Genomic DNA, 16,718 nt, shown 5'->3' on the forward strand with positions numbered 1-16,718 from the left:
ATTTGATTGCAGATATAATAATTATTGCAATATTTGCGCTTTTGTTCATGATTGACTTTAAGCGTGGAATTGCAATTACAATTCTCAATATCGCAGGAGTGGCTCTCACGGGCTTTCTTGCGTATCACATTTCAGCTTTTCTTGCATCGTGGGTTTATACGGCATTTGTTCAGCAGACTTTGATAACAAATTTGCAGCAGATGATAGACACACAGGGCATTAACGCAGCAATAGCAAACAGCTTTTCTGCTCTTCCGGACTGGGCAATGGGGATGATGGGATTTTTCCTTTCTCTTTTTGGAACAGATGCAAGTATCTATACTAATGACTTTCAAATTCCGAATCAGACGGCTACAACCGTATCCGTATCGGTTGAACAGCTGATACAGCCAATTATAACAGGATTTTTTCAAATGGTTATCGGTGCGGTAATCTCAATAATTGTCTTTATACTTATCAAGTTGCTTGTTAATAAACTTGCAAAGGTATTCAAAATACCGGTTGTTAAACAGGTCAATCAGTTATTGGGCGGTGTATTCGGACTTGCGGAGGCGGCAATCCTTGTATTTTTTGCCGTAAATATCTATTCGGGAGTGCTTGAGTTTTCAAATCCCGAAATGCTTAATAGCCCTATGATTTCAGGTGCTGTTTTTAAATTTTTCAGTGTTGCAGTCTGAATGAAGAAACAGGAGGGAACAGTAATGGAAAAAGAAAAAGATGTGTGGAGCTTTAAAACATCCGATTTGGTTGCTATACCTAATATTATAACTTATGTAAGATTTGTGCTTATAATCCCGTTCGTATATTTTTTCCTTGCGGAACAGTATATATATGCGGCAATATGTATAGGTTTGTCGGGACTTACCGATTGCTTTGACGGAATGGCTGCCAGAAAACTCAATCAGGTAACTCCTCTCGGGAAAATCCTTGATCCCATTGCAGACAAGGTAACGCTTTTTGCGGTCGTTATCTGTATGGTGATTTATGTGCCTATGGTTCTTCCGATTCTTGTGACGCTTTTGGTCAAAGACCTTCTTATGCTCATCGGCGGTGCTGATTTAATTAAGAAAAGGCTCACACCGCCTTCCGCTAACTGGTACGGAAAGGTCGGAACAATTATTTTCTACTTTTCCGTATGTCTTATCGTATTTTTGAAAGCATTCTTCGCTTACGAAAATATGGTGCTTGACCTTGTGTTGCTTTCAGTTACCGCAGCGTCAATGCTTTATGCACTTTATCGTTACGGAAAAATCTATTTTGCAATGATTAAAGAGTACAACGAATCACTTAAAAAGACAGCTGACATTAAAAATAAATAAATTCCGACAAATAAATATTGAATTATTTGTTAAACAGTTGTATAATTCTTATATTACCATGACAGCAAATGTGCAATTTGGTGTCCTAAAAAGGAGTATGCTATGCTTTGTACAAGATGCGGAAAACGCCCTGCGGTTGTTTTCGTTTCAAATAATAATTCCAAAGACGCCCCGACGGCAGGTTATTGCCTTACCTGTGCAAAAGAGCTTGGAATCAAGCCGGTTGAGGATCTTATCAGCAAAATGGGTATCTCGGACGAGGACCTTGAAAATGTTCAGGATCAGATGAATACCCTCATGAACAGTATGGGTGACGGCGATATGTCACAGCTTATGGAACAGCTTGGTGCGGATAACCTTGCCGAGCAGATGGGCGATTTTGCTAAAGACGGTGACGGCAGTGAGGATGATGACTTCTCTCACGGTGCACCTGCATTCCCTGCATTTTTCAACAGTATGTTCGGCGGACAGAACAACAATGCGACAAATCAGGATAACAATAAAAAGGGCAAAAAAGAGAAAAAAGAAAAGAACAGAAAGCACATCAATCTTTACTGTGAAGACCTCACACGCAAGGCGAGAGAGGGCAAAATCGACCGCATTGTCGGCAGAGACAGCGAGATTGAGCGTGTAATTCAGATTCTTTCAAGAAGAACAAAGAACAATCCTTGCCTTATCGGTGAACCAGGTGTAGGTAAAACCGCTATTGCAGAGGGGCTTGCTCTCCGCATTGCCGCAGGAAATGTTCCTCAAAGACTTAAAAACAAGGAAATTCAGCTTCTTGACCTCACCTCACTTGTTGCGGGTACTCAGTTCAGAGGTCAGTTTGAAAGCAGAATCAAAGGACTTGTTTCCGAAATAAAAGAGAACGGCAACATAATTCTCTTTATTGATGAGGTTCACAGTCTTGTCGGCACAGGTGACAACGAGGGTACAATGAATGCCGCAAATATCCTCAAACCGGCTCTTTCAAGGGGCGAGGTTCAGGTTATCGGTGCTACAACATTCAACGAATACAGAAAATATATCGAAAAGGATTCTGCACTTGAAAGAAGATTTCAGCCTGTAAAGGTCGGTGAGCCTACAATCGCTCAGTCAATTGATGTTATCGCAGGCGTAAAAGGCTATTATGAGGCACATCACCGTGTAATTGTTGACGATGATATCGTTCGCAAGACGGTTATCCTTTCCGAAAGATACATAACAGACCGTTTTCTTCCCGACAAAGCAATCGACCTTCTTGATGAAAGCTGTGCCTGTGCCGCTCTCCGCAATAAAAGCATGGAGCGTCACGATAAGCTTGAGGACGAAAGACAGAAGCTTCTTATCAAAAAGGACGCTCTTACAAATGCCGATGAGGTAAACTACGAACAGCTTGCCGAGGTCAACACAAGCCTTGCAAGAATTGACAGCGACCTTAAAGAAATTGACCCCGAAACTCTCGTTTCAAAGGTCACAGAGGAGGATATCGCCAAGGTAATCGAACTCTGGACAGGCATCCCCGCATCAAGAATCAAGGAAAACGAGCTTTCAAAGCTTGCCAACCTTGAGGACGAGCTTAAAAAGAAAATTATCGGTCAGGACGAGGCTGTAAAGGCTCTTGCATCTGCAATCAGAAGAAGCAGAGTTCAGATTTCACCTCGCCGCAGACCTGCATCGTTCATCTTTGTAGGTCCGACAGGTGTCGGTAAAACAGAGCTTGTAAAGGTTCTCAGCAAGGAACTTTTCGATACCCCCGAAACACTCATCAGACTTGATATGAGTGAATTTATGGAGAAACATTCGGTTTCTAAAATTATCGGTTCACCGCCCGGATATGTCGGTTACGATGAGGCAGGACAGGTAACGGAGAAAGTTCGCCGCAGACCTTATTCGGTTCTCCTCTTTGATGAAATCGAAAAGGCTCATCCCGATGTTCTCAATATTTTGCTCCAAATTCTTGACGAGGGCAGAGTTACAGACGCTCACGGCAGAACAGTAAACTTTGAAAATACTGTTATCATTATGACCTCAAATGCCGGCTCTGCGTCAAAGGACAGCGCATTAGGCTTTGGCAAGACTGAAGAAGATGCCTCAAAAGAAAAGGTTATGAAGGCACTTTCCGAGTTCCTCCGTCCTGAATTTATCGCAAGAGTAGACGAGGTTATCGTATTCAACAGCCTTAAAAAGGACGATTTTGTAAAGATTGCAGACCTTATGCTCTCTGAGTATGTACCGACTCTTGAGGAAAAGCACATCAAATTCACATTTGACGAAAAGGTTTGTCAGCTCCTTGCAGATAAGTCATGCAACGGTGCAAGCGGTGCTCGTGACCTCAGAAACACAATTCGCAGAGAGGTTGAGGAGAAAATTGCAAACGCAATGATTGAGGCAGGTGCAGGCGGTGTTACTGCAATGCACCTTACAGCCGAAAACGGAGAGCCTGTTCTTCAGTCAATCTGATTTTTTACGGTAAAAGTTAACACATAAAATTTTCGCATATCGGGCAGTCATTACGATTGCCCGATTTTTTGTATGCATTTTTTATATGCAATATAATTCCGCTAAAGAACAATCTCGCACGGCGAGCCGCCGTACCCAATTCGTGAAGATAGTTTGTAATATCAAAAAACATATTATGCCCGAGCGGAAGTTTTTTAAAAATTGAAAGTTGAAAATTGAAAATGTAAAATTGTGGTCGGGCATACAGTTTGCAAAATGCAAATCATTGTCGCCCGATTGTTTTTGTATATATAGAAGTTGCGTTAAATGTAGAGGCGGATATTATCCGCCCGCACGGCGAGCCCCGTACCCAATTCGTGTAGATAATTTGTTTTGCATTATACAAACTGTCTACACGAGAGAAAAAACACAAGAGAAAAAACGGCTGTGTAACATAATGTACACAGCCGTCTTTTGAAAATAAAATGAAAGAAAGATTTAACCTTTTACAGCACCTGAAACAACGCCCTCGATGATGTATTTCTGACAGGCAAAGTAGAAAATAATAATTGGAACGATACTCAGAACGATAAGCGCCATAATAGCACTTGTGTCCGTATGACCGTAACTGCCGTTAAGATACTGAATATGAATCGGAATAGTTTTGTAATCCATATCAAGAATAAGATAGGGGAGAAGGTAGTCGTTCCAAATCCACATTGTTTCAAGGATTGCAACCGAAATAAAAGTAGGTTTCATAATCGGAAGAACAATACCGAAGAATGTTCTCAAAGGACCTGCTCCGTCAACATCTGCGGCTTCCTCAATTTCAACAGGAATTGATTTAACAAATCCCGAGAACATAAATACCGCAAGTCCTGCTCCAAATCCGAGGTATATAATCAAAATACCCCACGGAGTTGTAAGCTTGAGACTGTCGGCTGTCTTTGAGAGGGTAAACATTACCATCTGGAAAGGAATAACCATTGAGAAAATGCAGAAATAGTAGATGATTTTGCATATACGAGAATTTGAACGCTGCAAGTACCACGCACACATTGATGTGCAGAAAAGAATAAGCACAACACCGCCGATTGTAATGAAGAAGCTCCATACAATTGACTTCCAGAACGGATAGTTGCCGTGGAACATACCTGTCATATAGCTTTGAAAGCCCTGAAAACTGTCTGCATTCGGAAATTCAAAGATTGCACGGCTGATTGCCGCATTGCTCTTGAAGGAGTTCATCAGTACAATGAAAACGGGAGCAACATAGAATACTGACACAATAGAGAAGAGAATTGTTAAAATTTTCATTCCTACGGTTTGTTTTTTCTTTACAGGCCTATCCTTAGCCTTTGCTGCAACTTTTGCCATTACTGCTGAACCTCCTTTCTTCTTGTAAAGTAAAGCTGAATAAGGGCAATGATAACAACAATTACGAAGAAGATAACGCCCTCAGCCTGACCTACGCCACGAGAATTCTGGTTTGCATAGAATGTATTGTAAATATTGAGAGCCATCATTTCCGTCTGATAAACCATTGTACCGCTTCCCTGTGATACAATACCCGGAGCACCGCCTGTGAGGGCAAGGTTCTGGTCGAACAGCTTAAATGAGTTTGTAAGTGTAAGGAATGTGCAGATTGTGATGGAAGGCATCATCATCGGCAATGTTACATTTGTAAGCAACTGTTTTTTGCCTGCGCCGTCAATTTTAGCCGCCTCATAAAGATCATGAGGTACGCTCTGGAAACCGGCAATGTAAATAATCATCATATAACCTGCCTGTTGCCAGCACATAAGAATTACAAGTCCCCAGAAACCGTAGTTTGCGTTAAGCGCAAGGTTTGTTCCGTAATACTGAAGAATACCGTTAAAAATGTACTGCCAGATGTAGCCGAGAATGATACCGCCTACAAGGTTAGGAACAAAGAAAACAGTTCTGAATACATTTGATCCCCTGATTCCGAGCGTGAGTGCATACGCCACAAAAAACGCAATTAGGTTAATGAGTATAACAGATACTATAACAAACACAACTGTGAACCAGAATGAATGTAAAAAGCCCTCATTCTGAAAGGCCTTGACATAGTTTCCGAACCCGATGAATACTGCATCGCTTGTTGTTCTGAATTTACAGAACGAAAGGTAAATGCCGTTAAAGAACGGATATACAAAACCTATAAGGAAAGCAGCCAGAGTGGGAAGAACAAATATCAGAAAATAAATTTTTCTTTTAGGTTTTCTAAACATAATATTTTGCCTTTCCGTTCATAAGAAAGGGGAGCGGAATGCCGCCCCCCTACCGAACCTGTTAAATTAAAACAGAAATTTTACAATCAGCCGTTAGCCTTTGCATATTCTGTTTTCCAACCCTGTACGAATGCAGTCTTAACAGCATCCCAGTCGCCTGTACCTGCTGCATACTGTGTAAGAGCTGTACCAACACCGTTTTTCCAATCTTCACTTGGCATTGTTGTGAAGTTCCAGCTTACAGGAGTTTTGCCTGCTGCTGTGAGTTCGTTATCAATCTTAACAAATACATTGGTTGCTTCCTTAGCATTCTTGAAAGGAATTACAAATCCCATATCGTCAGCAAGAGCAGATGTACCTGTTTTGTTTGTTACACACCAGTTCAAGAATTCAAGAGTAGCTGCCTGATCGTCAGCACTTGCCTTGTTGTTTACACACCAGTAGTTCTCTGAACCTGTGCAAAGACCCTGATTAGCTTCATCGCCTGCGCCGATGTAAATCGGGAGCATGCCGAGTTCGTCGTCCTTCATACCTGCCTTGGTAACTATTGAATATTCCCAGCTGCCGTTCTGGAAGAATACTGCTTCGCCTGATGTGAACTCAGTTTCAGCGTCTGTACCCTTCTTGCTTGCGAGGTCTGCAGGATCACATGTTGAATCTTTGATGTAGAGATCCCAGATGTTCTTATAGTTTTCAAGGTATTTACCCTCGATAGCGTCTGTTGATTTGATGCCCTTATCCTTGTACTCAAAGTAGATAGGAAGGTTAGCAAGGTGAGTTTTGAATCTCCAGTCAGATGAAGAATCCATACCTGCTGATGTGAACGCACCCTTAACGCCGAGCTTATCCTTATTCTTCTGGATTTCATCGGCTACAGTCTTTAACTTCTCAAAGCTGTTGATGTCTTCAATCTTCTTAACCGAAGCAAAGTCAGAATCGCAATACTTCTGGAGAAGAGTCTTGTTGTAGATAATGCCGTATGTTTCAATTACATAAGCAATACCGTAAACCTTGCCGTCCTCTTCAAGTGCATAATCCTTTGAAGTAAGCTGTTTATAAATTTCTGATGAGCTGAGGTCTGCACAATAGTCTTTCCAGTTTGCAAGACCTACAGGACCGTTAACCTGGAAGAGTGTAGGAGCGTTGTCCTTGTCCATCTCTGCTGTAAGTGTTGACTCATAAGTACCCTCGGCAGCTGTCTTAACAGTTACCTCAACACCTGTTTCGTCCGTGTACTTCTTAGCAAGAGCCTGCCAATCCTTGTCCTGCTCAGGCTTAAAGTTAAGATAGTAAACTTTACCGTTTTTTGCGTTGCCTGCTGCATTTTTTGAATCATCTTTTGATGAACCTGATGATGAAGAACCGCCGCAGCCTGCAAGAGCAGTAGCAGTCATCATACCTGCAACTGCAAGAGCTGCAGCTCTTTTGATTGTTGATTTTTTCATAGCTTTCACCTTAATTAAAAATATTTATCCGCTAAACCCGGATATTGGCGAGAGAACAACATTCTGTGTTCTCTCTATTGCAACAATCATAACACACTATTTATGAAAATACAATAGATTTTTTTAAAAATTTTCTCTGCGATTAGTCAAAACGAAGGTATTGACCAAATGTAATTTCAAAATCAAACAAAAAACAACCGCATATTATCTGAGTTTTTTGACTTATTTGTCAAATAAGAAATATTAAAGTAACATTAAAGTTACAATATTGTAACCTGTCAAATATGGTCATTCTATTGAAAATGACAAGTGCTTTGTGCTAAAATTATGTCAAATTTGTTTTTTAAGAAGGTTAATTTAGCAATTATGAAAAATTTCAATCAATCATCACTTGCACGATTTTTCACCCGATTCCCTAAGCTGTTATTTGCGGGATTGATGTACTCAATTCCGTTTGCCGTATTTTCCGGAATATTCATTCTCATAAGCTTTCTGTCCGGATTCAACAATGTAATATTATGGAGCTTGGGAATAATTCCCGCAATGCCGTTCTATTCCGGACTTGTAATGGTAATCCGAAAAATCTCTGTTGAAAAAGAGGATGTAAATGTTTTTAAAACTTTTGTTCAGGCTTTCCGTGAAAATTTGAAAAAATCAATTTTTAACGGATTTGTCGCTTACCTCATAGTAGCATGTTCGTTTTTTGCAATTCTCTATTACGGAACACTTGCTCAGACAGACATCGTTTACGGCTCTGTCTTTACCATATATATAGTATTCTCAATCGCAATGCTTATTATGCTGTTCTATGTACCGCTTCTAACAATTACCTATGACCTCAGACTTCGTGACATTTATAAAAATTCACTCTTGTTGATTTTCGGTAAAATTCTCAGAAATATTGTCGCGCTTGTGCTTGTCGGCATAATTTCTTTTGCGGTCTTTCTCGCAGTAATCTATGCAAAGGGTGCAATGCTTATTGTTGTAGTTGTTCTCTCGGTAATTTTCTACCCTATGATTGCAACCTATATAATAGTATCCGTAATTGCAAAAGGCGTGCAGGAGTCTGTCGGTTACTTTACAGGTGATAATGTGCAGTATGTCCTCACGGAAGAAGAGGTTCAGCGTGAAACCGAAGCTGTAGAGAATGCAAACTCAGATGACGACTACATCTTTGTCAACGGCAGAATGATTAAAAACCCGTCGAAAACGAATACAACAGAGTAATATTTTAGCACTTTGCAGAATGCATAGTGTTTTTACATCAAAATTAAAACCGCACCAAAGAGTCTGAAAACGGCTTTTTGATGCGGTTTTTGTAGTTGAACTAAAGAAGGTATATGCCCCGGACCTGATGATTTCATCCCATTCGACAGATATAGAAACTGTTGATATTATCCGCCTCTGAGTATTTGTTGCAGTCAAGGTATTAAGTAAATTTGGGTATATAAAAATAAAACAGTCGGCAACAAAAAAGATACCGACTGATAAACACCCCAACATTTTTATTATAACATAATACAGATATTACTTCAATAGATTTTTTAAAAATAAAATTATAAATATTTTTAATAAAAGTGTTGACAATGTTGAAAACTAACTGTATAATATAGACAAAGAAAAGAACTTAAGGAGGTTTTAAAAATGAAAGCAAGAAAACCTTACTTCAAACAAATCAGAGATTATATGCGGAGCTTACCACCTAACTCTACAGCCCGTGTATTCTAAGAGATGATCTTCTAATTCTTGTTTGTTTTGTCGGAAGAGCTGATTATTTTGATGTTATAAAAACATATTTATTAATTTTTAATCGCAAGAGCATTCCGAATTCGTCTTTAGCAATCTACATATTATGATTGAAATTCGTCCAATTAAGCGTTAAAGATTATCAAATTTAATACTCGGGAGAACGGAATTTTAATTATAACTTAATATATATGAAATCTTTAAATTGGTGGTTAGTCCAATGGAAGCTTAATCAGAATTTAGGTTAAGCAAAAATAATCCGAAACGGAGATAAGTCCAATGGAAGTAAAAACTAAAACCGATGGATGAACAGCTTATACAACAGCACACAGAGTAGTCTGAATTTAAAGAATGTAAGAGGCTGAATTTAGTAAGCAGTTCAAACGGAGCGTAAATTTGGAAACTTACAGTACAGAGTGAAACCGTAAATTTCAATCTGATTTCTAAAATTCTAAGAAAACTAAACTGTCAGGAGATTATTCCAATGAAATAAGAACTTGAAAAAAATCTCACTTATTTGTTATGATTGGAGATATTCCGATGTATGCTTGAGATTTAAACCGGTATAAAGTCAAAATATAATCCAATACTTGGAATTGACAGTATTCGGTTACTGATATTGATTTGTTAAAAAGTTAATATAGGTCATAAATAAAGCATTGATTAGCAGTAATTATAATGTCGTGATGACATAGTGAATCTGCAGACAATAGGAGATTATTCCAATGAGAATTTAAGTCTTATGGTTTGATGATTGTATACATACTTAGGTGTGTAAACATAATTAGTCGAATTTAAAGCTAAAGGAGTTAATTCCAATAACTGTATAAGCCAAAATTCCGAAATATTCCAATGGCTTGGTTTCAGGATAGGTACAATTGAAATAAAAAAGTTGATAAGCTTTTTTAAGTGATTGTTGTGCCGATTGATATTATGAATTTAAACGGTTGAAAAACTTTTATATTCAAATTTAGGAACGGAGAAAAGTCCAATGTAATACTAAATTGTTAGTGTAAAGGACGAAAATCCGAAATTGGAGATGAGTCCAAAGGGCATATTAACGATACGATACCCATCTGAAAATTGCTATTTATGAATCAACCAATTACAGAGGTGACTGCAACAGTGGTCACCTCTGTTTTGCATTTTGTCTGAGATAACTGTGTATAATAGAATAAGTGAATTTGCTGAATACAAAAATTATGGGGACAACATTTGCTGTCCCCATATCTATTTCAATAATAATTTTCTAATCAATACAATATTGATTACTCAATACCGAGAATTTCTTTACTTGCGATTACGAGCTTTTCACAAATTTCTGTTGCATCTGCTTTGTTCTTGGCGACTGAAGTTATATAGAGCTTAATTTTTGGCTCTGTGCCGCTTGGACGGATGATAACTGCATTGTCACCGGAAAGGTGAAGAGCAATAACATTTGACTTAGGAAGTTCAATGTCGGTAGCACTGCCGGTTGCGATCTCAGTTTCCTTTTTAAGAAGATAGTCGGAAACCTTAACAACATCGTAGCCTGCAATGCTCTTTGGTGTGTTATCTCTTACAGCTGTCATAATATCAGCCATCTTCTGCATACCTGCGGCACCGTCAAACTCGAATGAGTATGTCTGATTGAGGTAGTAACCAAATTCTTCGTAAAGACCGTCAATAACCTCGGCAAGTGACTTGCCCTGCTTCTTGTAGTAAGCAGCCATTTCGCAAACGAGCATTGACGCAACAACAGCATCCTTATCTCTTACATATGTGCCTGAAAGGTAGCCGTAGCTTTCTTCAAAACCGAAGAGATATCTGTTTTCTTCATGCTTTTTTTCAAGGTTTAGAATAACTTCACCAATGTATTTGAAACCTGTAAGAACATTCTTGAGTTCACAATCGTACTTTTCGCAAAGCTTGTTGATGAGTTTTGTTGTAACGATAGTTTTAACAACAACAGGCTTTTCGGGAAGCTTGCCGCTTGCTTTTTTGCAGGAAAGGATGTAGTTTGTCAACATTACGCCGTCTTCATTACCTGAAATAAGTCTGTAACTGCCGTCATAATCCTTAACTGCGATACCTACACGGTCTGCGTCAGGGTCGGTTGCAAGAAGAAGGTCAGGTTGTTCTTTTTCACAAAGCTCAAGACCTTTTGCAAGTGCCTCTTTAATCTCAGGGTTCGGATAAGGGCAAGTTGTAAAGTTGCCGTCGGGAAGTTCCTGCTCGGGGACAACAATAACATCTTTAACGCCGATTTTGCCGAGAACCTTTCTTACAAGCTTGTTGCCTGTACCGTTAAGAGGTGTGTAGACAACCTTAAGGTCAGCACCCTCACAAATGCCGGGGTTGACCTGCTGTTCCATAACCTTTTCAAGGTATGTGTCATAAACGCTCTCATCAACATATTCAATCATACCGTTGCTAACGGCTTCATCAAAATCTGCAATTTTAACATCCTTGAACATATCAAGCTTTGAAATTTCGTCGTAAACTGTGTTAGCGGCAACATCTGTCATCTGACAGCCGTCCTCGCCATATGCCTTGTAGCCGTTGTATGCAGCAGGGTTGTGGCTTGCCGTAACCATAATACCTGCCTGACATTTAAAGTAACGAACGAGGTATGAGAGAACGGGAGTAGGCTGAAGCTCAGAAGTGATGTAAACCTTAATACCGTTAGCGGCAAGAACTCTGGCTGCCTCATTCATAAACAAATCTGCTTTAATTCTGCTGTCGTGAGAAATAGCAACAGAACCCTTGCCGTACTTTTTGAGAACATAATTGGCAAGTCCTTGTGTAGCCTGACGAACAACATAAATATTCATTCTGTTAGTACCTGCACCAATAATACCTCTAAGACCTGCAGTACCGAATTTTAAAGCTGTGTAGAAACGATCATAAATTTCATCTTCATTGTTTTTTATACTTTCAAGCTCAGCTGTAAGATCCTTGTCTTCAACAGCATTTTCGAGCCATTCGTTATAAAGTTTTTTAATATCCATGATTATGCCCCCAACTTAAAATATTCACAAAATTATAGTTAATATCTGTGACAAGCCATTCTTGCCTATCTTAATTCACTATACCATAAACTCTGAAAAAAAACAAGTTTTTTATTTTGTACATTTTACGGAATGTGTACTAAAAGCTGTGTGTTCTAAATTAAACTGTATAAAATTCTATTAACTGTATAATGAAATTGACTCATATTATTGGCTTTTCGTGATGAGGGACGGCGGTTATTCCGCAAAAACAACTGTGCTTTGCTTTTAATGTATATCTAAGCGTGCTGAGCGTGCTGACTTTTGTTCTTTGTCAGAATTAAATTACGGCTCAACAAACGGCATATTAAAATACTCGGCAACTGATTTTGCAAGGTTTCTGCCGATTACATTGATGTTGTCCCTAATCCATTGAGCTTCTTCGGGATTATCGTGATATGCAACCTCAATCAATGCCGACGGTGATTTTGTCCGCCTTACTTCCGCAAGTGAGGTGGTGGGGATTATGTCAACATCGTTCGGTTCGGGATAAATATCCTTGTAATTCTTTTGCAGAATTTCTGCAAATCGCTTGCCGTTACTGCCTGTCGGGTAGTAATAAATGTCCGCACCCGTGTATCTGCCTGCCGAACCCTCGGGAGCGGCATTGCTGTGAATTGCAAGGTGCAAATCGTGATTGCCCTTGTTTGAATCTGCAATTGCCTGACTAAGCGTCATATCGGGATCGTTTCGCTTGAAATCAATTCCGCTTGCTTTCAAATAAGGCTCCATTGCGTCCGCAATAAGATTCATATAATATTCTTCATTTCCTCCGTCTACATACGGATTATACTCCTGTAATGACGGTGAAAGGTATACTGAAGGCATAAAATCTCTCCTAAATTTAATCTCTTATCATTTTATTCGCAAAACCCGTGCCGTTGACAAATAATTTTCTTTTCAAAATTCAATTTGTATTGTATAATGATTACATATGATTTTGGTGGAAATGTTGGCAAGTGTATGATATCACAATTATTATGTGTGAGCAGATTGTAACCGTAGACAGAATGTCAAGCGTAGGGGCGGGTATTGTTCTTCTAAAGAACTATTATTTAATGCAAAAACTTGCTTAATTACTTTATGAAATTATGAAACGGAGAAATTATTATGACTGATGAAATGAGAGCAAAAGTTGAGAAAGTTATGAAAAATCTTGAACGCAACAAGATGAAACCTTATTTTTGCGAAAACAGGGAAGAGGCTCAGGCACTTGTAAAAACACTCATTAAAAAGGGCGAAACAATTTCATGCGGCGGTTCAAAAACTCTTGACGAAACGGGAATTTATCAGATAATAAATTCGCCCGATTACAATTTTCTTGACCGTTCCGCACCCGGAATGACTCGTCCCGAGGTTGAAGAGGTTTACCGTCAGACTTTCAGGGCAGACACATTTTTTATGAGCACAAACGCTCTTACCGAAAACGGAGAGCTTTATAATGTTGACGGCAATTCAAACCGTGTTGCCGCACTTCTTTACGGTCCGAAAAGCGTTATCGTTGTATGCGGTATCAACAAAATCGTAAAGAATATTGATGAGGCAATCAAGAGAGTTAAAACAATTGCCGCTCCGCAGAATACAATCAGACTCGGCATTGAAACCCCTTGCGGAAAAACAGGCGAATGTGTTTCATTAAGAAAAGAAAATCCCGAACTCTGTGACGGATGCCACGGTGATACAAGAATCTGCTGTAACTATGTGGTATCTGCTCAGCAAAGACATATTGACAGAATCAAGGTTATTATCATCGGCGAAGAATACGGATATTGATTCTTTTAAAGAAAAAAGCCGCATCAAAAGACACGGCTTGGGAGAAATTCAGAATGTAATCATCTGCAATTGTTCTGACTTTTGTTCTGGCTGTTCTGCTGATTTTTATTCTGATTGCTGTTCTGATTCTTATTCTGGCTGTTCTGCTCGTTCTTGTTCTGATTGTTGTTCCGATTCTGATTGAAATTCATTTCAACACCTCCTTTACAAAACTATTATTAACCCGAAAAGGCTTGTTTATTCATGAATGATTTTTTATTGCGAATGAAATCACTTCTGGGTGATGAATTTGACGAATTTTTAAAATTTTACAACAGCGATGATTTTATAAAAGGACTTCGTGTCAACACCTTAAAATGTTCGCCCAAAAAGCTTTGTTCACTTCTTGATTTTGAACTGAAAAAGACTCCGTTTTGCGATGAGGGCTTCTATATTCCGTCCGATGTTAAGTCAATCGGCAACAATCCTCTGCACCATGCAGGAGCGTTCTATGTTCAGGAACCGTCTGCAACTTCGGCAGTTACAATGCTTGATGTTCATGAGGGCGATTATGTCCTTGATTTGTGTGCCGCTCCGGGCGGAAAAAGTACGCAAATCGGCGCTAAACTTAACGGAACAGGACTTTTGTGGAGCAATGAAATTGTAAGAAACAGAGCGAATATTCTTTTATCGAATATTGAACGAATGGGTATTTCAAACGCTGTTGTATCAAACTGCCGTCCAGATGAACTTTGCAAAAGGCTTGAAAACCGCTTTGACAGAATCCTTGTTGACGCACCCTGCAGTGGTGAGGGAATGTTCCGCAAGAATGATGCGGAGCGTGAATGGAGCATTGAGCATGTAAAGAGTTGTGCCGCCCGTCAGCTTTTGATTCTTAACAGTGCAAAAAATGCCCTGAAAAACGGCGGATATATGGTTTATTCAACCTGTACTTTTTCAAAGGAAGAAAACGAGGGCGTAATTTCTCGGTTCCTTGCAGAAAATCCCGATTTTGAACTTGTTGATTCGGGCGTAACATTCGGCAGACCTACGCTTGATTATGCGAGAAGAATTTTCCCGATGGACGGCGGAGAAGGACATTTTGCCGCCAAGCTTCACAAAAAGGGCGAGCCGTATTCTAATTATAGTATTCCTAAAAAGAATAATAAAATCGACTCGAAAATTTTTGATTTTTATGACAGTATTTTTATCGACAGACCGTTCGGTGAAAATATTGAGGTTATAAAGGATAAAATTATAGTTCTTCCACAGAATTATAATTTTGATGTAAAAGGCTTGCAGATTCTCCGTGCGGGAGTTATTCTCGGCGAAATTGTCAAGAACAGAATCGAACCGCATCACAGCGCATTTACGGCAGCTAAAAAGGAAAACTGTAAATCCGCAGTTGATTTTGATGTGAACAGTAAAGAAATTGCAGCGTATCTTCACGGTGAGGAAATTGCCGTGCCACAGGATGTCAAAGGCTATACGGCTGTCTGTGTAAACGGAATTACTACAGGCTTTGGTAAAGCGTCAAATTCAAGACTGAAAAATAAATATCCGAAAGGGCTTCGCATATTAAGATGAAAAAATTATCAGATATAGGTACAATCAAAGACATACTTTCAAGACACGGTTTTACTTTTTCAAAGTCACTCGGTCAGAATTTCCTTATAAACCCGTCAGTTTGTCCGAGAATGGCAGAGCTTTCGGGTGCCGGAGACGGAGTAGGCGTAATTGAAGTCGGTCCCGGAATAGGGGTTCTCACAACAGAGCTTTGCTCACTTGCCGACAAGGTCGTAGCAGTTGAACTTGACAAGCGACTTCTTCCCGTTCTTGAAGAAACACTCTCAGAACACGACAATGTTAAAGTTGTGAACGATGATATTCTTAAAATTGACTTGCACAAGCTGATTGAAGAAGAATTTCAGGGTATGGATGTTGTTGTGTGTGCAAATCTTCCGTACTACATCACATCTCCCGTAATTATGAAATTGCTTGAGGACAGACTGCCGATTTGTGCAATCACGGTTATGGTTCAAAAAGAGGCGGCTCAGCGAATTTGTGCTGAGGTGGGTTCCCGTGCAAGCGGTGCGGTAACGGTATCGGTCAACTATTATGCAGAACCCGAAATGCTGTTTTCGGTTAGTGCAGGCTCGTTTATGCCTGCTCCAAAGGTTGATTCGGCTGTTTTAAGACTTAACATTCTCAAAGAGCCGCCCGTGAAGGTCGATGACGAAAAGAAGTTTTTTAAGGTTGTAAAAGCCGCCTTTTCACAGCGAAGAAAAACACTTTCAAATTCTCTTGCATCGGGACTTTCTTTGCCAAAGGCAGAGGTCAACGCAATTCTTGATAATTCTTCCGTTCCTCTCAATGCAAGGGCGGAACAGCTTAAACTTGAAGATTTTGCAAACATTGCAAACAACCTTGGTGACTGATTATGAAAAGAAAAATGAACGGTCTTTACAAAACAGCTTTTATATTGATGCTTGTTGCCGCAGCACTTTTTATTGCCGCAACAATTGTTGCATATGCCCTTGAACGTCCGTATTTCTCAGCAGTTTTCTCATGCAGCGGAGCTTTTCTTGCATTTTTGGGCATAATATTTGCAACTTGCAGTAAACCCAAAAAACGCAAAAGACACCTTGTATCAGATGAAATTGCTGCCGAAAGTGATGACGATGATGAGATTTCTGAAAATTTTGTTGACAATGAGCAATAAATTTGATAGAATGTCAGTAGATAAAGGGG

General features: G+C 39.6%; 14 protein-coding genes. 8 read left to right on the plus strand and 6 right to left on the minus strand.

The window, feature by feature from the left end; all coding sequences use genetic code 11:
• The first annotated feature begins 2 nt into the window (after positions 1–2).
• The 3 genes from RBATCC27255_RS08055 to RBATCC27255_RS08065 all read left to right on the plus strand — a co-directional run bounded on the left by RBATCC27255_RS08055 (position 3) and on the right by RBATCC27255_RS08065 (position 3,761).
• Positions 3–677 carry a CvpA family protein gene (locus RBATCC27255_RS08055; RefSeq protein ID WP_101029511.1) on the plus strand — a complete coding sequence of 225 codons (675 nt, stop codon included), beginning with the start codon at positions 3–5 and terminating at the stop codon, positions 675–677.
• A gap of 24 nt (positions 678–701) precedes the next feature.
• Complete coding sequence (locus RBATCC27255_RS08060; protein WP_169923302.1) at positions 702–1,319, plus strand: CDP-alcohol phosphatidyltransferase family protein; 618 nt, start codon at positions 702–704, stop codon at positions 1,317–1,319.
• Positions 1,320–1,421: 102 nt separating this feature from the next.
• Complete coding sequence (locus RBATCC27255_RS08065; protein WP_101029513.1) at positions 1,422–3,761, plus strand: ATP-dependent Clp protease ATP-binding subunit; 2,340 nt, start codon at positions 1,422–1,424, stop codon at positions 3,759–3,761.
• 477 nt (positions 3,762–4,238) lie between these two features.
• Here the strand turns inward: RBATCC27255_RS08065 and RBATCC27255_RS08070 are convergent, their stop codons facing one another.
• The 3 genes from RBATCC27255_RS08070 to RBATCC27255_RS08080 all read right to left on the minus strand — a co-directional run bounded on the left by RBATCC27255_RS08070 (position 4,239) and on the right by RBATCC27255_RS08080 (position 7,440).
• Entirely contained in the window at positions 4,239–5,117 is an 879-nt protein-coding gene (locus tag RBATCC27255_RS08070; RefSeq protein ID WP_015524103.1) for a carbohydrate ABC transporter permease, read from the minus strand.
• Positions 5,117–5,995 (minus strand): carbohydrate ABC transporter permease, encoded by an 879-nt coding sequence (locus RBATCC27255_RS08075; protein ID WP_101029514.1) that lies wholly within the window; start codon positions 5,993–5,995, stop codon positions 5,117–5,119. The genes RBATCC27255_RS08070 and RBATCC27255_RS08075 overlap by 1 nt, the downstream gene beginning before the upstream one ends.
• Before the next feature lie 86 nt (positions 5,996–6,081).
• A complete protein-coding gene (locus RBATCC27255_RS08080) occupies positions 6,082–7,440 on the minus strand; it encodes an ABC transporter substrate-binding protein (RefSeq protein ID WP_101029515.1) in 1,359 nt (452 codons plus the stop codon).
• A gap of 366 nt (positions 7,441–7,806) precedes the next feature.
• Between RBATCC27255_RS08080 and RBATCC27255_RS08085 the strand changes: the two genes are divergently transcribed.
• Positions 7,807–8,667 carry a DUF624 domain-containing protein gene (locus RBATCC27255_RS08085; RefSeq protein ID WP_169923303.1) on the plus strand — a complete coding sequence of 287 codons (861 nt, stop codon included), beginning with the start codon at positions 7,807–7,809 and terminating at the stop codon, positions 8,665–8,667.
• 1,787 nt (positions 8,668–10,454) lie between these two features.
• Here RBATCC27255_RS08085 and RBATCC27255_RS08090 read toward each other — a convergent pair.
• Positions 10,455–12,176, minus strand: a complete 1,722-nt coding sequence (locus tag RBATCC27255_RS08090; RefSeq protein ID WP_101029517.1) for a phospho-sugar mutase — start codon at positions 12,174–12,176, stop codon at positions 10,455–10,457.
• A 324-nt stretch (positions 12,177–12,500) separates the two neighbouring features.
• Positions 12,501–13,043: an N-acetylmuramoyl-L-alanine amidase family protein gene (locus tag RBATCC27255_RS08095; protein WP_101029518.1), complete on the minus strand. Its 543-nt coding sequence runs from the start codon at positions 13,041–13,043 to the stop codon at positions 12,501–12,503.
• Between the two features lie 282 nt (positions 13,044–13,325).
• Between RBATCC27255_RS08095 and RBATCC27255_RS08100 the strand changes: the two genes are divergently transcribed.
• Positions 13,326–13,988, plus strand: a complete 663-nt coding sequence (locus tag RBATCC27255_RS08100) for a lactate utilization protein (RefSeq protein ID WP_101029519.1) — start codon at positions 13,326–13,328, stop codon at positions 13,986–13,988.
• Positions 13,989–14,047: 59 nt separating this feature from the next.
• Here the strand turns inward: RBATCC27255_RS08100 and RBATCC27255_RS10675 are convergent, their stop codons facing one another.
• Entirely contained in the window at positions 14,048–14,179 is a 132-nt protein-coding gene (locus RBATCC27255_RS10675) for a hypothetical protein (protein WP_278292637.1), read from the minus strand.
• A 52-nt stretch (positions 14,180–14,231) separates the two neighbouring features.
• On the opposite strand from RBATCC27255_RS10675, the gene RBATCC27255_RS08105 reads away from it, so the two are divergent.
• From RBATCC27255_RS08105 to RBATCC27255_RS08115, 3 genes are read left to right on the plus strand one after another with little or no spacing between them, the layout of a single operon-like run.
• Entirely contained in the window at positions 14,232–15,554 is a 1,323-nt protein-coding gene (locus RBATCC27255_RS08105) for an RsmB/NOP family class I SAM-dependent RNA methyltransferase (RefSeq protein WP_101029520.1), read from the plus strand.
• The gene (gene rsmA / locus RBATCC27255_RS08110) at positions 15,551–16,405 is read left to right on the plus strand and encodes a 16S rRNA (adenine(1518)-N(6)/adenine(1519)-N(6))-dimethyltransferase RsmA (RefSeq protein WP_101029521.1); all 855 of its coding nucleotides are present in this window, start codon (positions 15,551–15,553) and stop codon (positions 16,403–16,405) included. Before RBATCC27255_RS08105 ends, rsmA begins: the two co-directional genes overlap by 4 nt.
• 2 nt (positions 16,406–16,407) lie before the next feature.
• A complete protein-coding gene (locus tag RBATCC27255_RS08115; protein WP_101029522.1) occupies positions 16,408–16,689 on the plus strand; it encodes a hypothetical protein in 282 nt (93 codons plus the stop codon).
• The last annotated feature ends 29 nt before the right edge of the window (positions 16,690–16,718 follow it).

The organism is Ruminococcus bromii (genome assembly GCF_002834225.1).
Taxonomy (GTDB): Bacteria; Bacillota; Clostridia; order Oscillospirales; family Acutalibacteraceae; genus Ruminococcoides; species Ruminococcoides bromii.

Bases quoted from the DNA above. Each gene is read 5' to 3' on its own strand.
- RBATCC27255_RS08115 (WP_101029522.1), top strand. From the start codon at position 16,408: ATGAAAAGAAAAATGAACGGTCTTTACAAAACAGCTTTTATATTGATG.
- RBATCC27255_RS08085 (WP_169923303.1), top strand. From the start codon at position 7,807: ATGAAAAATTTCAATCAATCATCACTTGCACGATTTTTCACCCGATTC.
- RBATCC27255_RS08100 (WP_101029519.1), top strand. From the start codon at position 13,326: ATGACTGATGAAATGAGAGCAAAAGTTGAGAAAGTTATGAAAAATCTT.
- RBATCC27255_RS08105 (WP_101029520.1), top strand. From the start codon at position 14,232: ATGAATGATTTTTTATTGCGAATGAAATCACTTCTGGGTGATGAATTT.
- RBATCC27255_RS10675 (WP_278292637.1), bottom strand. From the start codon at position 14,179: ATGAATTTCAATCAGAATCGGAACAACAATCAGAACAAGAACGAGCAG.
- RBATCC27255_RS08075 (WP_101029514.1), bottom strand. From the start codon at position 5,995: ATGTTTAGAAAACCTAAAAGAAAAATTTATTTTCTGATATTTGTTCTT.
- RBATCC27255_RS08065 (WP_101029513.1), top strand. From the start codon at position 1,422: ATGCTTTGTACAAGATGCGGAAAACGCCCTGCGGTTGTTTTCGTTTCA.
- RBATCC27255_RS08060 (WP_169923302.1), top strand. From the start codon at position 702: ATGGAAAAAGAAAAAGATGTGTGGAGCTTTAAAACATCCGATTTGGTT.
- RBATCC27255_RS08080 (WP_101029515.1), bottom strand. From the start codon at position 7,440: ATGAAAAAATCAACAATCAAAAGAGCTGCAGCTCTTGCAGTTGCAGGT.
- RBATCC27255_RS08070 (WP_015524103.1), bottom strand. From the start codon at position 5,117: ATGGCAAAAGTTGCAGCAAAGGCTAAGGATAGGCCTGTAAAGAAAAAA.
- RBATCC27255_RS08095 (WP_101029518.1), bottom strand. From the start codon at position 13,043: ATGCCTTCAGTATACCTTTCACCGTCATTACAGGAGTATAATCCGTAT.
- rsmA (WP_101029521.1), top strand. From the start codon at position 15,551: ATGAAAAAATTATCAGATATAGGTACAATCAAAGACATACTTTCAAGA.
- RBATCC27255_RS08090 (WP_101029517.1), bottom strand. From the start codon at position 12,176: ATGGATATTAAAAAACTTTATAACGAATGGCTCGAAAATGCTGTTGAA.